7 protein-coding genes are annotated in these 18,741 nt (G+C 45.2%); all 7 read right to left on the bottom strand.

Going from position 1 to position 18,741, the window contains the following annotated elements:
* Positions 1–14: 14 nt before the first annotated feature.
* On the bottom strand, positions 15–851 hold the full coding sequence (locus WDV75_RS07200; protein ID WP_273558238.1) for an inositol monophosphatase family protein: 837 nt from the start codon (positions 849–851) through the stop codon (positions 15–17).
* A 187-nt stretch (positions 852–1,038) separates the two neighbouring features.
* Positions 1,039–1,722, bottom strand: coding sequence for a hypothetical protein (locus WDV75_RS07195; RefSeq protein ID WP_273558237.1), 684 nt, complete (start codon positions 1,720–1,722; stop codon positions 1,039–1,041).
* Between the two features lie 215 nt (positions 1,723–1,937).
* Positions 1,938–3,044, bottom strand: a complete 1,107-nt coding sequence (locus tag WDV75_RS07190) for a hypothetical protein (protein ID WP_273558236.1) — start codon at positions 3,042–3,044, stop codon at positions 1,938–1,940.
* A gap of 615 nt (positions 3,045–3,659) precedes the next feature.
* On the bottom strand, positions 3,660–4,064 hold the full coding sequence (locus WDV75_RS07185; protein ID WP_273558235.1) for a type II toxin-antitoxin system VapC family toxin: 405 nt from the start codon (positions 4,062–4,064) through the stop codon (positions 3,660–3,662).
* Complete coding sequence (locus tag WDV75_RS07180) at positions 4,064–4,267, bottom strand: type II toxin-antitoxin system VapB family antitoxin (RefSeq protein WP_189758094.1); 204 nt, start codon at positions 4,265–4,267, stop codon at positions 4,064–4,066. The genes WDV75_RS07185 and WDV75_RS07180 overlap by 1 nt, the downstream gene beginning before the upstream one ends.
* Positions 4,268–4,498: 231 nt before the next feature.
* A complete protein-coding gene (gene rtxA / locus WDV75_RS07175; protein ID WP_273558234.1) occupies positions 4,499–18,226 on the bottom strand; it encodes an MARTX multifunctional-autoprocessing repeats-in-toxin holotoxin RtxA in 13,728 nt (4,575 codons plus the stop codon).
* Positions 18,227–18,247: 21 nt separating this feature from the next.
* The gene (gene rtxC, locus WDV75_RS07170; protein ID WP_273558233.1) at positions 18,248–18,709 is read right to left on the bottom strand and encodes an RTX toxin-activating lysine-acyltransferase RtxC; all 462 of its coding nucleotides are present in this window, start codon (positions 18,707–18,709) and stop codon (positions 18,248–18,250) included.
* Positions 18,710–18,741: the final 32 nt, after the last annotated feature.

Below are 18,741 nucleotides of genomic sequence, written 5' to 3'. Positions count from 1 at the left end.
GGAGATATAAACAATCACATTGATTTACAAGCTGGAATTTGAAGTTGGATTGGTATAGATGAATTCATTATCTGCACAACATTATCGAGCAATTTTGGCGTACATGCCGATACCAGGCTACCACCAAATATCACTTTTTCCCGACTGCCATTCAGGGTACAAAAATCACCACCTGCTTCTTTAATACAGGGCAGAATTGCAGCGCTATCCCACGGTTTCATTAAGGTATCAATAGCACAATGCAGGCGACCGGCTGCAACCATGGCATGTTGGTAAGCGTCATTAACAAATGAAAAATCACGCGCTGATTTTACCAGTGAGTCCAAATTATAGGCGATGGTTCCATCGGCAAGATTATAACTCGTACTGTGTATTCCTGAAGCAGTGATCACCGCCTGTTTCACCATTTCAGGTGAATTTTCTGCAATTTTGAGTTGACGTAGTGGCTTACCTTCGACGCTCATCCAACAACCTTCACCTTTTGCCGCATAAACCACAGTTGAAATCGCCGGAAAACTCATTACCCCAACGACAGGTTCGCCTTGTTCAACAAAGGCAATCAAGGTACTGAACAATGGGATGCCATACAAAAACGCCCTTGTCCCATCAATAGGATCAATAATCCATCCCGATTCAAATTTTTCCGCCCCATTTAATCCAAATTCCTCTCCCCAAACTGGCACTCCCGGACTGCGTTTTTCAAATAGTTCCCGAATTTCTGCTTCCAGCATTAAATCGGTTTGGGTAACAACAGAACGGTCGAATTTATAATCGAACTGCCCCGCACCATAAAAAGCTTCCTGAGTTTTTTTTCTGATGGTGTTCACCGCTTCAAGGGCAATATTTAACATCAGCTTATAGCTCCTTTTATTTTATTATCGGTATTGGGATTAAAGAAAACTCAATTATTGCTGGATAAGCATACTAATCAAGGTTAGATTTTAAATATACACTATCACTACTCAATTTTATTTTTCATCATCAGATATGTTTGGCTAATCAAAGTCACTAATAACCTTGATTAGCCAATAAGGTTAATTATCTTGCTATAACGACTTTGCCATTAACAATTGATAGATAAGGATTATAAGTTGCTGTTTTACCTGTAATTTTATTATCTAACTGTATTGGCGAATTACCAAAAGATCCCTCTTCTAAACGGAAAAGGCGCCCCCCTTTGTAACTGACTAATCTGAAATTTTTCCATTCAGGTGTTACTCTAACCACATAGTTTCCACTATCGAATTTCTCTTTAAACCCCATTGAATCGAAAAATATCCTTGAATTACTGTTTTCTGCAATAGCCCATTCTTCCCAAGCAGGTTTTGTTATATTCCATATTTTATCTAGATTTTGTTGTGCAAAGATATTAATCATTTCTTGATAGAATATTTTGATTTCTGTTAAATTTTTTTCTGAAACAGGGGTAGCTTTTACCCACATCCAATCAGGTAAACCGCTAATAAGGTAATTTTTTTGAGCTCTATACAATCCCTTTTCTCCATAATTCATTGACATACCAGAAAAATAAAAATCTGAAGAATTATCAGAAATATGATTCGGTGAAGTGTGAGTAACAATATCACCATCTTTATCTACAGATAATTTAATATAACTAACAATTTGACCTGGGTCATATGCAGATACTTTTCTGATGATTGCTTCGCACCATGAATCAGGGTTAAATTTTTCAAAATCCTTATCAATAGCTTTTTTACCCATTGAAACAGAGAGTGTATTATTACCATTTTCTAAAAAGGCAGTTAATATTTAATCCACTGGATTCCGTTCCGCTGCGTGAGCGTACATTATGCATTGCCATCATCTCATTAAGACGAACAACACAAACACTCCGATGTGTATTCATTGATAATAAATATTTATATTCCATATTTGTTTTTCCTGATGCAGAGGAAGTAAATATACATAATAAAATACTAACCCAAAGAAATCCTGTACGGTGATTCTTCTTTACTAATCGGTTTTTGAAATACCCAATCACACTCTTCTACCCCTTCAGTTTTTTTTTGGTTTTGTGTCGATTCTTCATTTAATATATCACCGTTAGATTCTTTTTCATCTTTCCCTACACTCATTCCATATTTCACACTCGCCGATGCCTGAATACCATCATGATAAAGTATTAACTCCATACTTTTTTCTGTGGATTCCAGAGCCACCATCATTTTAGCTGCAACTGTAGCAGATGCATCAAAATATCCATAAATAGCATAATAACGAGCACCGCCGCGAATATTAGTTTCAGCCGTAATACCAAACCCTGCCTCTAATACACCCTCTTTTTTGAAAGACCAGCTTCCTTTATCATCTGATTCCCAACCAAATTTTACCTTAAGATCACCACTCAGGATTAAATCTAATTGCACTCCATAAAATGCCCCATTTTTATCTTTTTTAACTTCTTTTTCGTGCTCTTCTCCCGCTTCACGGATCATGGCAACGACTTCATCCAGTTTATAGTAAGCGGCAAATATTTGAACGACATCGAGCCGAAGATTAATTCCTATTAGTGGGTTTGCTGTTATTTCACCGTTAAACTTATAGAATAGACTACAATCATCACTGTGTGATAATTCATATCCACCGCAAATATCGATTAAAGGATAAGCAAGTTCAAGATTGGCGACTTTAAATTTATCTTTAGGGTGCCCACAAGAAAGAATATCATTGATTTTGTTTATCCCATTGATAGCCGAATCTATCGGGCCTAATTTCTTTTTACCTTTTTTAAACTCAAACTCTAATTCTTTTGACCAACTCCGGGTTTCAGCACCTTTTTCGGCAGAAATCTCTCCAGTAATAGTCAGGCTATTATTTATTTCGTAAGGATTGGTTTTCTTTCTCCAACCATACGAGCCTCTATGTGGAATTCCATTCTTTCTATTATTTTCTTTTTGCTGTTTTTTTCTTTGCTCATCAGTGAATGTCTGAATTTCTGATTCAGTTCCTATGGATACTTTAATTTCTTGTTTTTCATTCAGAACAAGATGAATATTTGTACCAAGGACGGTTTTATTTCCCAATGTGGCGGTTAAAATTTTATCAGCGAATTCGTATTTTTTATTTATTAGCGGCTTTCCTGAGCATTCGTCTGCTCTTATATAAATGGAGAAAAAGATGTAAAACTAATTGCAGGCCTTTATTTTAAAAGCCTAAATGGAATTATAGAAGAGCGAATACCAAATAAAATACACCTTGTATCCCATTATATAAAGACAATAGGAGCAAAACGTTTTTTTCTATCCGAATATACCATTCTGACTTCAAGATGCATGTAATTTCTCCCCGCGAAGCGGGGAGAAATCAGGTTTCATATCATGTTATAAATTGCAGCTTGAAGTTTAATGCGTATACATCTTATAAATAGGTTTTCATAATACTGAGAGTATCAGATGTTGGAGTTTCTTACCCCGCGCTCCGCGCGGGGTAAGAAATACTCCTATCATTTTGAAACGATATTTATTTATCAGACTGCCATTAACATTGTTATAAAAAATTAGGATTCATATAGTTTCAATCCATATGAACCCTATCTAAATACCCCCACCAGCTTGACCGGACACTCTCAGGGCGTTACCGAAGGCGTGTCCCCCATGCGGGCGTGGATAGGTCAGCATTGCATTAATCACGGTAATTCACTATAAGCTGGGACCGTGGTCCCGCCCTAATGAAATCGGCTGATAATTCGCATTAAAACGTTTAGCCAACCCCTCAAGTCGTTTATCTAGCGTCCAGAGCTTCGCTCCTGGCGTTATCATGGTCGATGCCAGCAACGTAATATCAACAAAGCCACATCCAAGCCCGTACAATTTTTTATTTTCAATAAATGCCATTACTTCAGCAATACTGGCGTGATGACTCTGTGGTAACAAACCTAGATCACCAAGCGTTCGCTGTCTTGGCGCTGGAGGAGTTCCACAGGCTATCTCGGCCAGTATCATCGGGTGAATTAGAACCAGATCCCAGCTCAGCAACTGAACCAACCCGTCATTCCTGTTTTTGAAGTGGTCAACCCAAACGGACGTATCAACCAAAACAGTCATTATGAGGATGGCTCCTCATGGCGGCGGGGAACCATCTGCATTTCAGGCGATGAACCGCCAAGCGCAGCCAATCTTTTTGCCGCCTGCACACGAACAAACGTTTTCACAGCTTCCCGAAAAATATCGGCTTTATCCATGCCAGGCTCGGCCATCTCTAGCGCCTGAGCATATAATGTATCATCTATCGTGACGGTAGTTCGCATAATATTACCTCAATGATTCATATATTGATGCTAATATACATCAAAAATAGAATCAAAACAATTCGACCTATCCGTGCCCGTATGGGGTCCTCATCGTCCTGAATGATAATATTTGGGGACGTATTCACCCGTAATGATGCTCGCCATAAGGAGGCTAAATAGTGATAAATCCCAATAACACGTTAATTGAAAAATGGCCCATATTCATGGGCCATTTTGTTAATAAGACTATCAGACTAGTTTAGATTTTCCATTAATGGTATCAGACCAAGCCGTTATAACGGTTGATTTCGATTTACTATCCAGCGAATCAATCAAGCTGCTGTCTCCCATATTAGGTGCGAATCCACTCATAGCCTGCACCAGGGAATCAACGGCATTGGCAGAGAGTGCTGTATATTCACGCTCGCCCTGTGCATCTTTATCTCCCATTTGGGTGATGATATCCGCTCGGTTGCCATTGAAATAGCCATTGAACGTTATAGAACCCACTGCCTCAAATTCCCCCTGTGCAGAGGTATCTTTGACATTACGCTGGGTCAACAGAACTAAATCGTAACCGCTGCGTTGGAACCACAGGTTTTGCCAATTGATATCGTTAAAAATAATCTTGTCGCCTTGCTTGATATCTTCAACCACGTTATCAATCACATCACCACTGACCACAAAGCTATTCACGCCCATGCCGCCTTTGAAGCGGTTTTGGTATCCACCCAATACCAGCAGATCATCACCATCGCCACCGTTAAGCTGGCTGAACTTAGAGACCACATCGGCAATCAGGTGATCACTACCTGTCCCTCCATTGATAACAGCGTGATAACCCATCAATTTGATGGCATTGTTACCTTCCTTGCCATCGACTCGGTTATTGTTGCCGAATACCGTCGCAAAGTCGTTACCTTTACCTAAATCAACCTGATTATTATTGCCAATGGTGACAACGTAATCCTGATCTTCCCCTGCATCAATGCGGTTAAAGTTGCCGGAAGCCACGATATAATCACGTCCCTTGCCGCCATCAATCACGCCACCTTCACCAAAGGCAAAGACCTGATCATCGCCATCTCCCATGTAGGCGTAGTTAATCCGTCCAGCCAATACAGCCACATCATTGCCTGCACCACCAAACATCATGTTTTCACGCCCCATCATGACACCGACATCATTACCCTGGCCACCTGTGAAAATATTCGAGGTACCTACGGAATAGAAAACGTCATCACCACGGCCGCCCCAGAAGTTATTGTTATCTCCCAGATACGCACCGAGATCTTTACCGTCACCACCCCAGTTAAAGTTGTAGTTACCCAAAGAAACGTGGATGTCACCATCCCCTTGCAGATGACCGCTATTACGCAGGAAGTCGAAGGTTTTATCCTGCATGTTGAGTAAGTCGGCAGTCAGATTCTCTTTTAAGTTAGTGACCAGCGATTTCATCTCGGCCTGCTTATCCTGGTTGAACAGCGTTGCAAACAGGTTTGGCAGGTTCAGGGACGTCAGCCCAAAGGCGCGATCTGCCTGTGTCGTTTCTGGTGCCGATGCATCCCCTTTAATGATGGAAACACGCCCTTCCTGATTTTCATCCGGTGCTTTGGCTTTCAGGCCGTGGCTTTCAGCAAACGATCTCACGCCATCAGCCCCCATATTCAGGCCGGCTTTCAGGCTATCCAGTAATTTGTCTGGATCAGTGAAGGCGTTCAGTTGATCGCCACTGAATTCACCGATGATTTCCAGCATTTCACGCAAAATAGCGACACCATCAACAGACTGACCAGAGCGAGAAACAATACCGCCTTTCGGGGTATAATCCACACCAAAGATATCCGCCAGCGTGGTATCCGCACTAACCCCTGCCAGATCCCCCAGCAATTTGTTTTTGATCTGACGTGGCAAGTCCGTTGGGCTAAAGGTAAACGTGGTTTTTGCCACACCCGTTGAGGTATATTCCTGCGTCATCAGACCAAACAGTGAACCCATATTGGTATCCAGAATCGACTGGATATTGTCACCAAACATAAAGTTCCAGTTACCCGTCGTAACCTGAATATCCGCACCTTGTCCACCCACGGCAAAGTTGAAGGCCAGTTTTTCATTCGCTTGACGGAGTTTATTCGCCCGACTGATTTTACCCATTTCCGGGGTATTGCCATTTCCACTCAACCATTGGTTGTATTTTTTGTTCAGCGTGCTTTCGAGATCATTTTTCAGGCCACGGCTGCTACGTTCATTTTGTGAGTCGAGATCAGTCAACGTCTTATAATTCACACTGCTGGTCAAATCGAGACCGGACAGATCACTGACATATTTCTTCGCACTTTCCAATGTCCATTGCTGGTTTTGTGTCGCCAGCCAATCTGGTGAATCAAACGAGCCGGCAATGTTCTGCAATACACCCGAAATACGGGCTGCACCATCAAATGGGTTAACCAACGGTGGGGTTGGAATGGATTTCTCCAACATAACGATCAGATCATTACTGCGTCCCAAGTTGAAGCTGATGTTACGGTTGCCGACAAACAGTTGTGCACCCTCCAATGCCTGATAACCGGCAATATCAACACTGTGTTTGCTGTTACCCTCACCAATGTGAACCATCACATTGTTATCACCGAAGGCCAGAGACTTAAAGCCACCTGTACCAGCCTTGATACCTACATTGGTAGTGCCCCAGTTAATGGCCGTAAACTCACCATCACCAACCTGAACCTGAATATTGCCGGAGTAACTCAGTTGGTTGTTTGATGATACTACCGTTGCATGGTTATCTGCTGCATCACGTTGTTTTGGCGCATGGAATTTCTCTGCATTTTCCACAATAGCGCCTTGCGCTTTTGCACCAACCTCAGTCTGACCCACGCGGGATAAGTTGATATCATTTTCAGCGATACCAAAGCGGATTCGTTCGGAGTGGCTTTCCACTTCACCGTTGTCATTCCATCCCAAGACGAGCTTATCATCCGTGAGTTTGTGCACCCATTGTTCCTGCGCATCTTTGGTGTATTTGCGGCCAATACTGTCTACCGCGACCTCACTGCTGCGCGCCGATACGGTGGTACGAATACCTTGCTTATCCAGTGCCGAAATAAAGCGATGGGCGAAACCATTACGGTTGTCATCGCCTATCAAAGAACAACCCACGAGACTAATATGGTCTGGTGTGCCGGCCTGTTGGAAATCAGTACGGAACTGTTTCAGTTTCAGAGCCAGTTCATCCGCACTGTAACCGCTCAGGCGTGTATGATTCTGCGCTGCACCTTCACGTCCATGCCCAACAATCTGCCAGCGTAATTTGCCGGACAAGACAGCGGGATCACCATACACCACGCGATATTGACCGTTGGCATCAAGCTGAACGATCAAGCTGGAATCCGGGTGCTTACCTGCCAGGTTTGCAGCGGCTTGCGCAACCACAGGATCATTTTCGGTCTGGATAATAATCTGACCCGCAAAGCGGCTATCGCTACCTTCATGCTGTGGTTTGACCACAATATTTTCCCAGGCATTGACATCCTGGTTATTCACGTGAATATGACTTTCCAGCGAGTCATCACCTAACGGTTTTTTCACACTATGAGTTGCATCAATCTCTGCCGGTTTCTTGATTGGGGTATCATCAAACACAGGCAGTTCTAAGATGTCTCGCATCGTGAAGTTTTCAGCCCATCTTGGACGATAAGTTGCCAAGACCTCACCATCCATGACGGCGACACGTTCGAAAAAGCTTTCCCCTGCTGCATTCTTCGGCAACTTATAGCTTTGTGCCATGTTTAGATCGGATTCACCGAAGAAACGCGTCACGTAAGCGCCAAACTTCTCCGCCGACGAGAATTCAATAATTCCCACATTGGGATCATAGAAACCATAAACACGATTTTCACCACTGCCTTTCGCCCACGCCGCCATAGCATGGTCTGGGCCATCCAGCTCAAGCAACACTGGCTGACCTTCTGGATTGCCAGCAGTAATTTTCTGGACGACGCCATCGACTGTCAGTGCTTTCGTGTCTTCCAGTTTCTCTTTCCACACTTTCATGGATGTCGCTGACATTGGGTTCTTAGCATGGAGTGCGGCCAAAGATCCCAACAGTTTATTTGCGTTGGCGTGCTCAGTGGCAGAATACCGTTCTGGGTTGTTAAGTACCGCTGCCGCAGAATACATTTTCTCCAGCAATTGACGGGCAACCCCCTCCTGTCCCTCATTTTCAAGTTGTTTCGCAACCAGAACTAGTTTCGACAACGGATCACAACGTCCGCCAAAACCATCATTTGACAGATTCAGTAATAACAATTGGGGTGCCAGTTGTTCACTCGCTTTAGTGTCAGCAATGCCGGTTGAAGCGACATCACGGAACAACCGATTGTATTTTTCAGCTCTTGGCTGGAAGGTGATTTTCAAGGCGCGGCTTTCAATTTCCCAAGCCAAAGCGCCTTTCTGTTCCAGGTTCCAGTTACCCTTAAGTAGCAAATCCACCAGTTGCTTGAGATTCATGTTTGGACGGAAACCATCCACGATCTGTTCTGCATGGCCTTGTTTGTAACCCGCCAGAAAATCTTCGGTTGTACGAATATCTATCAGCTTCTTCCCTGGGCCGGCTGGCTGTGGTTTTATTGCTTCACCGTAACGTTTAAGGTCGTTATCAGCACCTTTGAGTACTTCTGGTTCGTCAGGCTGAGGTTTTACTTCAAACGAATCAGGCGCAATCTCTGCGTTGGGTTGTTGGGTAATATTCTCAGCCGATGCTTTGAGTATGAATGTGCCATTTTTGGCATGAGCAACGACTTTATCGATATTCGACTGTACAAGGTTAGCCGCCTGCTTGAAATTGTGACTTTCAACTTCAACCCGGATTTTCTCACCTTTCTTGGTCGTCACTTCCAATGTCACGGCATCGTTATCGTAATCAACCACACGTCCCGTTACGTTTGCACCCAGCTTAAAGGTCTTACCCTGCTCCTTCAGCGCACGCAATACGTACGGTTGTTCACCTTCACGCGCCTGTTTCCAGACTCCGTCATACTGGCTAATCGTGTCATCTTCAAAGATATTGTAGTTAACATAGAAACTTTGGCCTTCTTCTTGGCTGGCCTCATAGGTATAAGCAAACTTGGATTGATATCCCGTTATCATTCCCTTATGGAAAGAGTCCATAAAGTGTTCAAAGTCTTTATAGTTATCAAACGACTTGATACCACAGTTAGGATCATAGAATGACCAAACAGTTTGGTTTTCCCCTTTATGGACAACAACGGCCATGGCGTGATCTTCAGACATAAAGGACATATAGGTCGTCTTATCCACATTGCGCAGTGTCTCCATGACGCTCTCATAGCCAGCAATATCATTGCTCAGCGAACGGTCAATGCGATCTCCCGTCAGCCCATTGGCTTTTAATTTACCGCCATAAGCCTGGTTAGCTTTTCTGCGGTCTGCCAAATTGGACTGGTTTTGCGTCTGGCTATACTGCATTGATAGCAGATCTTGGATTGCCGGACCGATATTTTGGCGGCGATACTGATTAAGCAAAGAGGCTTCAATCGAATTGATATCACTCTTTTTATTCACCGTATTGTCATTGTAGGCCTTGACTGCATCGGTCAGCCACGACAAATAGGCTTTGCCACCACCTAATCCATGAACTCGCTCTTCTATCAGGTAACGGCCAGACAAGGCAAAACAGATGCCTTCCAGAAATTCTTTTGACTCAACGTGGTTCCCATTAGTCAGGAGAACATTGCCAATTTCAGGTACAAGTTTCTGAAGCTCATTGAGCAGAGATCCTCCCTGATTGAAATGGAGTGAGTATTTATCTAACTCTTTGCCACCTGATTTCATATCAAACAGGATGTAAAGCATTTTTTCTCGCAAACCAGCCTTCACGCTACCATTTTCACGCTGAGGTGCAGAAAGTATTGAGACAATCTGGTCTGCATAATTGCTTATCAATCCATGGTCTTCATGACCATAAGAAGTCGGTTGGCCTGATACCTGATAACCAGCGACAGCCAGTTTGGCACGCAGTTTTTCCCCTTCTTTGCCCAATCCTTCATTATCGGTCAATAGCATGATTGGCGTCTGTTTCGAGATACCTTGTAGGTTTTTCTCCACCGAGAACTGGCCATTAATCGCTTTCGCCAGAGCACCGCTTATCCCCACAGGATTTGGCACTCCATGGGCGGTAATCCCTTTAGTCATACTTGGCATTGGCCTGTCAAGCAGCAAACCGGAGACAGCTTGCCCACGGCGCTCGGCATAACGGGCAAGATCCGCCGCGACAGCACCTCCCATGGAATAGCCATGAATAATGATATTTTCAGGCTGGATGCCACGGTCATTAACCAAATAGCGGAACATAGTACGGGCATCCTGATAAAGCCCTTTTTCACTTGGATGACCATCACTGGAGCCGTAACCCCGCATGTTCACCGCCAGCATATCTACACCCTGTCTTTGGTAATAATTTTGGATAGTGATGGTTTGCTCTTCCGCAGATGAATGGGAACCATGAAGGAAAAGCACAACTTTTTTCGTCGCACTCGGCCCATCTTGTTCTTGCTGAGCACCGTTATAGTAATAACCGGTTAGGCGTCCCGCTTCGCCCTGTAACGTGATATTATCCGCTGTCCCCTGTTTGACAAATTCATCCAATATCATTTGGGTATCGTTATCTACGTTACGGCGTTCTTCTTTGGTGCCGAAAAGCCGCCCGTTTATCAAACGCGTTATTGAATTAGACGGTTCACTGTCACGTGGTGGCGTACCATTATTGTCAATGGCGACTTTTTCGCCACCTCTCAGGGTAACTTCCGTCAGCATCAGCGACTCTTCCAGACGGACACTCACTTGTGACAACAAATTTTGTAGCGCAGGAACGCGTTTTGAATCCGGATGCCCCTGCAAATAGCTTTCAACCTGGTAACGCAGAACGGTTAATTTTTCCACTGCATCAAAGCTATAGTCCTTGCTATTTTGCAACACATTTTCGTAGTTACTGAGGGCATCTAACACATTTCGATAGCTGTCACCAAGGATCTTGCCTTTAACATAAGCAGCTTCCCGCAATTCCCCCACAGACATTAAGTCAGTTTGCGGTTTATAACGCCAGCTACCCTCCGCTTTTTCAGCGATAATGCGAGTACGTCCGTGCTCGTGGGAAACAATGCGATCTTTCACCAAATGCAATTCATCAGGCAGTTGGTCGTAATGGTTATAGTTGGCGAGAATAAAACGCTCAATAGATTTAATCTGAGCGGAATCTTTTGGATTTTCTAACATGATAGTTTTGAAGCTATCACTGTTCTTACCCGGCCAAGGGCGGACTTCAAAACCTTCACCATCAACTTCACTCACCAACAAATTGCGTTCTGTACGCAAACCATAGAATGGTAAGGCTTGATTCAGCAGGTTATCGATGGCACTGGTTTTGATATCCAAATCAACCAACGTATACGGTTTATATTTGTCAGGGTCCAATGCAAGCAGCCTTTCCTGCTCTGCAAGGCTGAGCGAATTAAAACGCACTTTTACAGTCACACCGGCTTCTGTCAATCTGCGGCCAAGGGATTCAGGTGACGCGCCTTTATACTCTGCAGCAGCTTTATCCAGCAGACGAATTTCCCCGACCAAGCCTTCACGCTGTAATTGACGCAATACAGGTAATTCAACATTCCAGAAGTAGTTGCCAAGAGGCAATCCGCCTTCCGAAATGAGATAAACATCATCACGTGAGCCAGTTGCATAGAGGGAACTCCAGAATCCGGTATTGCTGTATGTCGCAGCATTAACGGCCGATTGCAAAGCCTTCTGCTCTGCAATATCAGATTTGAGATGATAAAAGGCCCAATTCATCAGCGATTTGTTCAAGGCAATAGCAAACTTGTTACCTTTTACATCAATATCGTAAACCACTTTCTTGCCATCAGTCTGCGCTGCATCAAGAACTGCACGATATTGCTTGAAGTTTTTGCCAGACCAAAATGAAACGATACTCTTATCACCATGTACAGGTTCGAAGCTATAGCCATAGCTTTCCAGCCTTGAGACGAATTCGACGCGCTTATCCCAATCGTAATCGATGGTTGCATCAACAAATAATTTTGCCAATGAAGTATACTGGTCTTCCGGTACGCTGTTTTCACTATTAGTAAGTTGCAGATAGTTTTCAATAAAGGTTACCATTTCTTGTCTGAGGTCATCCGATATATCTGCATCCACGCGATCAAACCCTGGTACGGGAATATATTTTTCTGTGGCAAGTTTGTTGTCTTTATCTAACCAACGGTAAACATTGGCGACTTTTTGTGCCTTGCTTGCAACAGAATAACCAGTTTCAGCCGGAGCCACTGAATCTTGCTGAACATGTTCTTCACCCAGCGCTTTCAGGCCACTGAGATCCAATCCCGAAATTCTCGGGGTATCCCTGATCCATTCAGTCACCACGGCAGAAGGTTGGCTAATCACCTGATTATCCGACGTTTCGCCATGAACAGACGTTAACACTTTTTTGGCACGTATCCCTGCATTGATCTGCAAGCGGTTTAAGGCAGCTTTGGCATTACCAAGCTCGCTCAGATCCTTATCCAACTCTTGTAATTGCTCACTGAATCGCCCATCGGCCTGAACAGTCGAATTGGCATTGATATTACTCTTGGATTTTTCTGCGTGTTCAATGTCTTCAGAGTAATTAGCGTTATAAGTTTTACCAGACAAACCACTGCCTGTTGCGCCTGTACGAACCGGTTTATGGCTGTTATCCAGTTTTGAACCCTTGGCATCATGTTGCACTTGCGCAGTTTTATTGTCTGCCGCAGAGACTTCATGCTGACCATGCTGCTCTGCTTGTTGTACGGCCAGATTACCCTCATGTTCTGCCCGCTTAGCTTTTAGCTCACGATCAAGAGCTTCTTTCTCTCTGTTTTTGGCCTGAATGAGCGCTTCTTCAATATCTTGCTCAGCATCTTGTTGATTTTGCTCAGCCTTAAGTGCACCCATTTCTGATTTAGCGACAGCATCTTTAGTATCGCCCAAACGCGCTGCTATCACTTTCTGGATATTATCCAATTGATTCTGCGCAGTTTCACCAGACTGATTCAATTCGGTTTGAATACGCTGCTGTAAACCAGCCGCGAACTGATCACGCCATTGTTGGCCTGATTCACCATGATGGCTGGCATGGACATCCAGTGTTTCCAGCCCCTTAACCTGCGCCAGCATCTCATCTGTCACCGCCTGCGCTTCTTCTTTGATGGCATTACGCTGGCTCTGCCCGTTAGCGTTCAGGGCATCCAGATCTGTCGCTTCCAGTTGTGACTGGGTGCCAGCAATCGCTGCAAGTTGCTTATCTTTTTCCTGAGCCAGACGTTGGTTATCGGCTTCTGCTGTTTCCTTGTCCTGCAAGGCATTGTGTGCTGCTTTATCCTGTTTCACATGGTCAGCAACCCCACCGTCTTTCAGTTCAGCAGTTGCAACTACATTATCCAGCACATAACCTAAACCATCATTTAAGCCAATTCCAGAAAATGCCAGCCGGTTACTTCCCGCATTGGCGGTTAAGGTCAGTGTCTTGTTTTGCCACTCACTGTCACCATTGGCGGCGGCAAAAACAACTTTGCCATTCCACCACACTTCCAGCCCATTATCCGCAGAGCTGCCAGCACGCCTTGCAAAATCGAACTTAACCGTAATTTCTTCACCCGCCGTTAAGTTCTGGATATCCTGATAGATATTTGTGTTACCACTGACATCAAGTTCACTGACCCGCTTACCATGCCCTTCATCACTCAATCCATATGCCTTGGCTGAATGGTTGGCTTCAATGCCATTGGTGGATTTCCATCCCACAACACCTTGTTCAAAATCACCATTGACGATTAAATTACGTGGTCGATTCGGGTTCAGACGTTCTTCACTGCCAAGTGCCTTCTCGATCCCTGCAATATCTGGGGTATCTACACCGGTCACAGCCCCTTTCAAATCTTTTGCCAAATCCGATGAGATTTCATTAACTTCTGTCAGTTTGAAACCATTTAGGGAAGAAACTTCCGGCAGGTCAATGGCGCCTCGCCCTTTATGGGTTCCTGATGTCGTGGCTTCATCGCCATTCACCAGATAATTGATGCCCTGACTGCCCGCGTGACCCAGTACGGTTTGTTTGAGATTGTCAAACAGTGCATTCAGTTTATCGCTCTGGGTATTGCTTTCCGCCACCGCAAGGCTATAAAAATCACCATTACCCACCTGAATTGCCACGTTGTTACGTGCATAAGAAGCGTTAACGTTCAGGCCATCACCCACACGGATATTGGCATTGCCCTTGCCCTTCATGACGGAAACATTCAGACCGTCACCCACACGGGTATTGACGTTGAATTTACCCCAGGCCACATTGACGGAAACCCCATCGCCGACTTTGGTATTGATGTTCAGGTCGCCATGAACCGCAGTCACGCTAAGGCCATTCCCCACTGTGGTGGTGATATTGCCTTTACCTTTGGCCGCCGTAACTTGCATACCATCACCCACTTTGGTGACGACATTGCCCTGGCTCCATAACACATTGAAGCTATCCCCATGACCGATTTGGGTGACGATATTAGCCTCACCCTTAGCGAGTACAACGTTACGACCATCACCGACCTTGGTGATGACATTAGCCTTGCCCCACGCACCGGTATAGTCATCACCGTTGCCAACATGGGTTACGATATTGGCTTGCCCTTGGACAACGGTCACTTCCTGTCCATCGCCGATTTTGGTAATGATATTTGCATCACCTTTGGCAAAGTTATAGCGATCGCCGTGACCGGCCTGAGTCAGGATATTGCCTTTACCCCAGGCGGCATTGATACCCAATCCATCACCGACTTTAGTGATGATATTGCCTTCCCCTTTGGCAAATCCGACCGTTGTGCCGTCACCAACATGGGTCATGATATTGCCGATTTTAGAAACCAGCAGGCCGACCGCACTTCCATCACCGACTTTGGTCAGGATATTGCCTTTGCCCGCCAACACGGCTGCCGTTGTGCTATTGCCTTCCTGATTAACATGGGTCACCACATTGGCTTCAGAAGCGGCCACAACGCCCATAAAATCATTGCCGACTTTTGTCACAATGTTGGCTTTGCCTAATGCCAATACACCGGTTAAACCATCACCGACATGGGTCATAATATTGGCTTCGCCAAACATAGCAGACAATGTTGTGCCATCACCCACTTTGGTCATGATGTTGGTTTTACCCGCAAACAAACCAATGCTGGTGCCGTCTCCGACATGGGTATAAATGTTGGCGTTACCCACCATCAATGCTGCGGTCAGATCATCCCCCACTTTGGTCAGCACGTTTGCCCCACCAATCATGGCCGCGAAAGTGGAACCATCACCAATCTGGGTAAAGATATTGCCTTTACCAATCATGGCTGACAGGGCATCGCCATCGCCAACTTTGGTCGCAATATTGCCTTTGGCGATCATCAAAGCAACACTCTTGCCATCACCAACATGGGTGTATACGTTGCCTAATGCCAGCATCAAGGCCAGTGCATCGCCATCGCCAACTTTCGTGAAGATATTGCCTTTACCGCCCATTAACGCCCAGGCATTGCCTTCACCCACATGAGTGAAAATATTGCCTGCACCAATCATCGCCGCAATGGTTGTACCATCACCCACCTTGGTGAAAATATTACCCAGCGCACCCATCACACCCAGCGTTTGCCCATCACCAACATGGGTCAAAACGTTACCCAGGCCTAACATAATGCCGGTTGTATCACCCTGGCCAACTTTGGTCAGAATATTAGCACCACCCAACATAACACCGGTCGTTTTGCCATCCCCCATATGGGTCAGGACATTGCCGCCACCGCCCATGACGGCCTGGACATTACCTTTGCCCTTTTTCGTCAGGATGTTGGCACCGCCCAGCGCAATCACCGATGTATTTGCAGAGCCGGAATCCGACGCTTCATTATGGCTAATATGGGTAATAATATTGGCGCCACCCAGCATGGCTGATTGCAAATCGCCTTCACCCACTTTGGTCAGAATATTAGTGCCACCCGCCAGTATTGATGCGACATTACCGTTCCCCATCTGGGTCAGAACATTGGCACCGCCAATGCCCGTCCAGAACGCATCGCCATGACCAATTTGGGTATGGGTATTGAAACCACCGCCCATTGCAATACGGCTGTTGCCATTGCCTTTGTGAATAGAGATATTGCCAACCGCCAGAAGGTGAGCAAGATAGCGGCCATCGCCAACACGAACCAACACGTTTGCTGCCCCGCCCGCATTGACATTCATTTCACCGCTCCGGCTCTGGTGCAGCAACACGTTGGCAATGCCCGCACCATCAAAGTTCAGGTTACCTTCTTTGCCTTTTTTGATGATGATGTTTGCGCCACCACCACCTGCGAAGATGGTATTACCGAATTCAGAACTATGTTCAATCACGTTCGCAATGCCCGCACCTTTAAAGTTGACATTGCCACGCGTCACGTTGGATTTGATGATGTTGCCACCACCGGCACCAACATAATGAATATCACCAGAACTGTCATTACTGTCAGTTGCCGAGTTGAACAGTTCAAGATCACTATATTCATGCATATCAGGCACACGACTGGAGGTTGTGCGCACAGTATTAACGCTGTAATGCAAATCACTTAGTGAGTAGCTACCGGTTCCCATATAGTGGTAACCATTGGCAAGAGAGATATCGGTGTTCGCCAGATTAGCGGTATGGTTGCCTTCTTTATACCAAGGGCGAGCGATATATCGCAGCACGCCTGTATTGGGATCATTCTTTAGTTCAACTACCACGACCTTGGTATATTCGCCAAGTTGCTTACCATAAATATAGGTGTTCGGCATCCGGTTGGATTTGACGGCTTTTACATCAACGGTGGTTCCATCACGATAAATAGCATAACCGCCCATTTTGGCATCAGACAAAGTAATATCTGCTGCGTTAATCTGGACACCATTACCATAATCTACCCATTGGTTTTCTGTCAGCTTTTTCTCAACCGCATGAATCGTGATCGGTTTCTGTTGTTCAACGATCAGGTTTGACAACGTGTATGCGCCGTCTTCATCGACTGAATTAAAAACACCTTGATCTGAAATATCTTGTTTTTCCAGCTCCTTGAGGTGTTTCCCCGTTTTAAACCAGGCAGTCGAAAAGTACCTCAGTTTGCCCGTTTCGGGATCATTGCGCAGTTGAACCTTGTTGATTTTAGTGTAAGTACCATCCTCAAACGCAAACAGGTAAGTGTTTGGCTCCCGCGCCGATTTAACCCCTGTCACCTGATGGGAGTTGCCAATCCATGCGCCACTCATGGTTGCTGTTGTCAGCACAACCTCTTCAGCTTTGGCGTATTCCATCCCTTCACTGCCGAAGTCATTGGCTTTTCCTTTGCGGATAATTTCGTTATAAGCACCACCACCTGTGAAATAGATATTACCGTGCGCAACATCAGAGTAAATGTGGTTATAACCGCCTACACCTTCAAACCGGATATTCCCACGAGTTTCAGAGTAGGTATCAGCCGCCTGACGTATACGCTCGATACGGTTATAAGCCGCACCACCACCGTACGTAATATCACCGACCTTGCCCGTGTGCGTTATCGATACCCCACCAGCAACACCAGAAAATCCGATATTTCCGCTCTCATTTTTGTCAATCTCTGCATAACCAGCACCGCCTTTAACTGTCAGGTTTCCGGTGGTGTCAATGACCTTAAGATAGGCGGCGCCTCCTACCACGGTATCATGTCCAGATCCCGTATACACCGTAGCCCCAATCGATCCCACTGTAATATGGTCATTGCCACCGTAAGCATATATATTTCCGCCAAATCCAATGGCCTTAATGTTGTTATCACCATCATCGGCGAAGTAATTCCCCGTAACGAAGTATTCAACGCTTCTCCAAAATGGTTTTCCCATATATCAATCTCTGAGTAAAAGTTAAATCGAAAACCACTGTACCCGACGGATACAGCGGTTATTTGAAACATCCAGAGTTCCCCTGACTGTGCAGGCTTTTTGCCCTTTCCATGCGGCGAAGACACGCCGGCGCAGATCGCGGGCAATGTCACGCGCATGTCCGAAAGGCGCAATCATTTCTGGAAAAAAAATATGCTGGCCGGAACGCCAATCTTCCTGTGAAATTTCCCGTTCACCGGCAAGAATGGCATCCCGACTGCTGTCAGACAAAAAAGCCCAATTACAAAAAGCAATTGGGCGTTGATGTTCATCTTCGTAATAGCAAAACTGATTGAGCTGGAATGATGGCAAGATACGTTGTTGCCATTCAGCAACTAAATAACGTTGGTGCAAGGGGGAATGCTGACAAAGCAACATCACCCCACCCATCATTGCCTGTATTTCATGCGCACTCAGTGTTGCTGAATGATGTGTGATCACCATAAGTTAGAACTGCCTGATAAAATTTTGCTGAT

This window comes from Xenorhabdus griffiniae (assembly GCF_037265215.1).
GTDB lineage: Bacteria > Pseudomonadota > Gammaproteobacteria > Enterobacterales > Enterobacteriaceae > Xenorhabdus > Xenorhabdus griffiniae.
The sequence above is the reverse complement of the archived record's forward strand: the minus strand, read 5'-3'. Positions and strand labels throughout refer to the sequence as shown.

Bases quoted from the DNA above. Each gene is read 5' to 3' on its own strand.
- WDV75_RS07200 (WP_273558238.1), bottom strand. From the start codon at position 851: ATGTTAAATATTGCCCTTGAAGCGGTGAACACCATCAGAAAAAAAACT.
- WDV75_RS07195 (WP_273558237.1), bottom strand. From the start codon at position 1,722: ATGGGTAAAAAAGCTATTGATAAGGATTTTGAAAAATTTAACCCTGAT.
- WDV75_RS07185 (WP_273558235.1), bottom strand. From the start codon at position 4,064: ATGACTGTTTTGGTTGATACGTCCGTTTGGGTTGACCACTTCAAAAAC.
- WDV75_RS07180 (WP_189758094.1), bottom strand. From the start codon at position 4,267: ATGCGAACTACCGTCACGATAGATGATACATTATATGCTCAGGCGCTA.
- rtxA (WP_273558234.1), bottom strand. From the start codon at position 18,226: ATGGGAAAACCATTTTGGAGAAGCGTTGAATACTTCGTTACGGGGAAT.
- rtxC (WP_273558233.1), bottom strand. From the start codon at position 18,709: ATGGTGATCACACATCATTCAGCAACACTGAGTGCGCATGAAATACAG.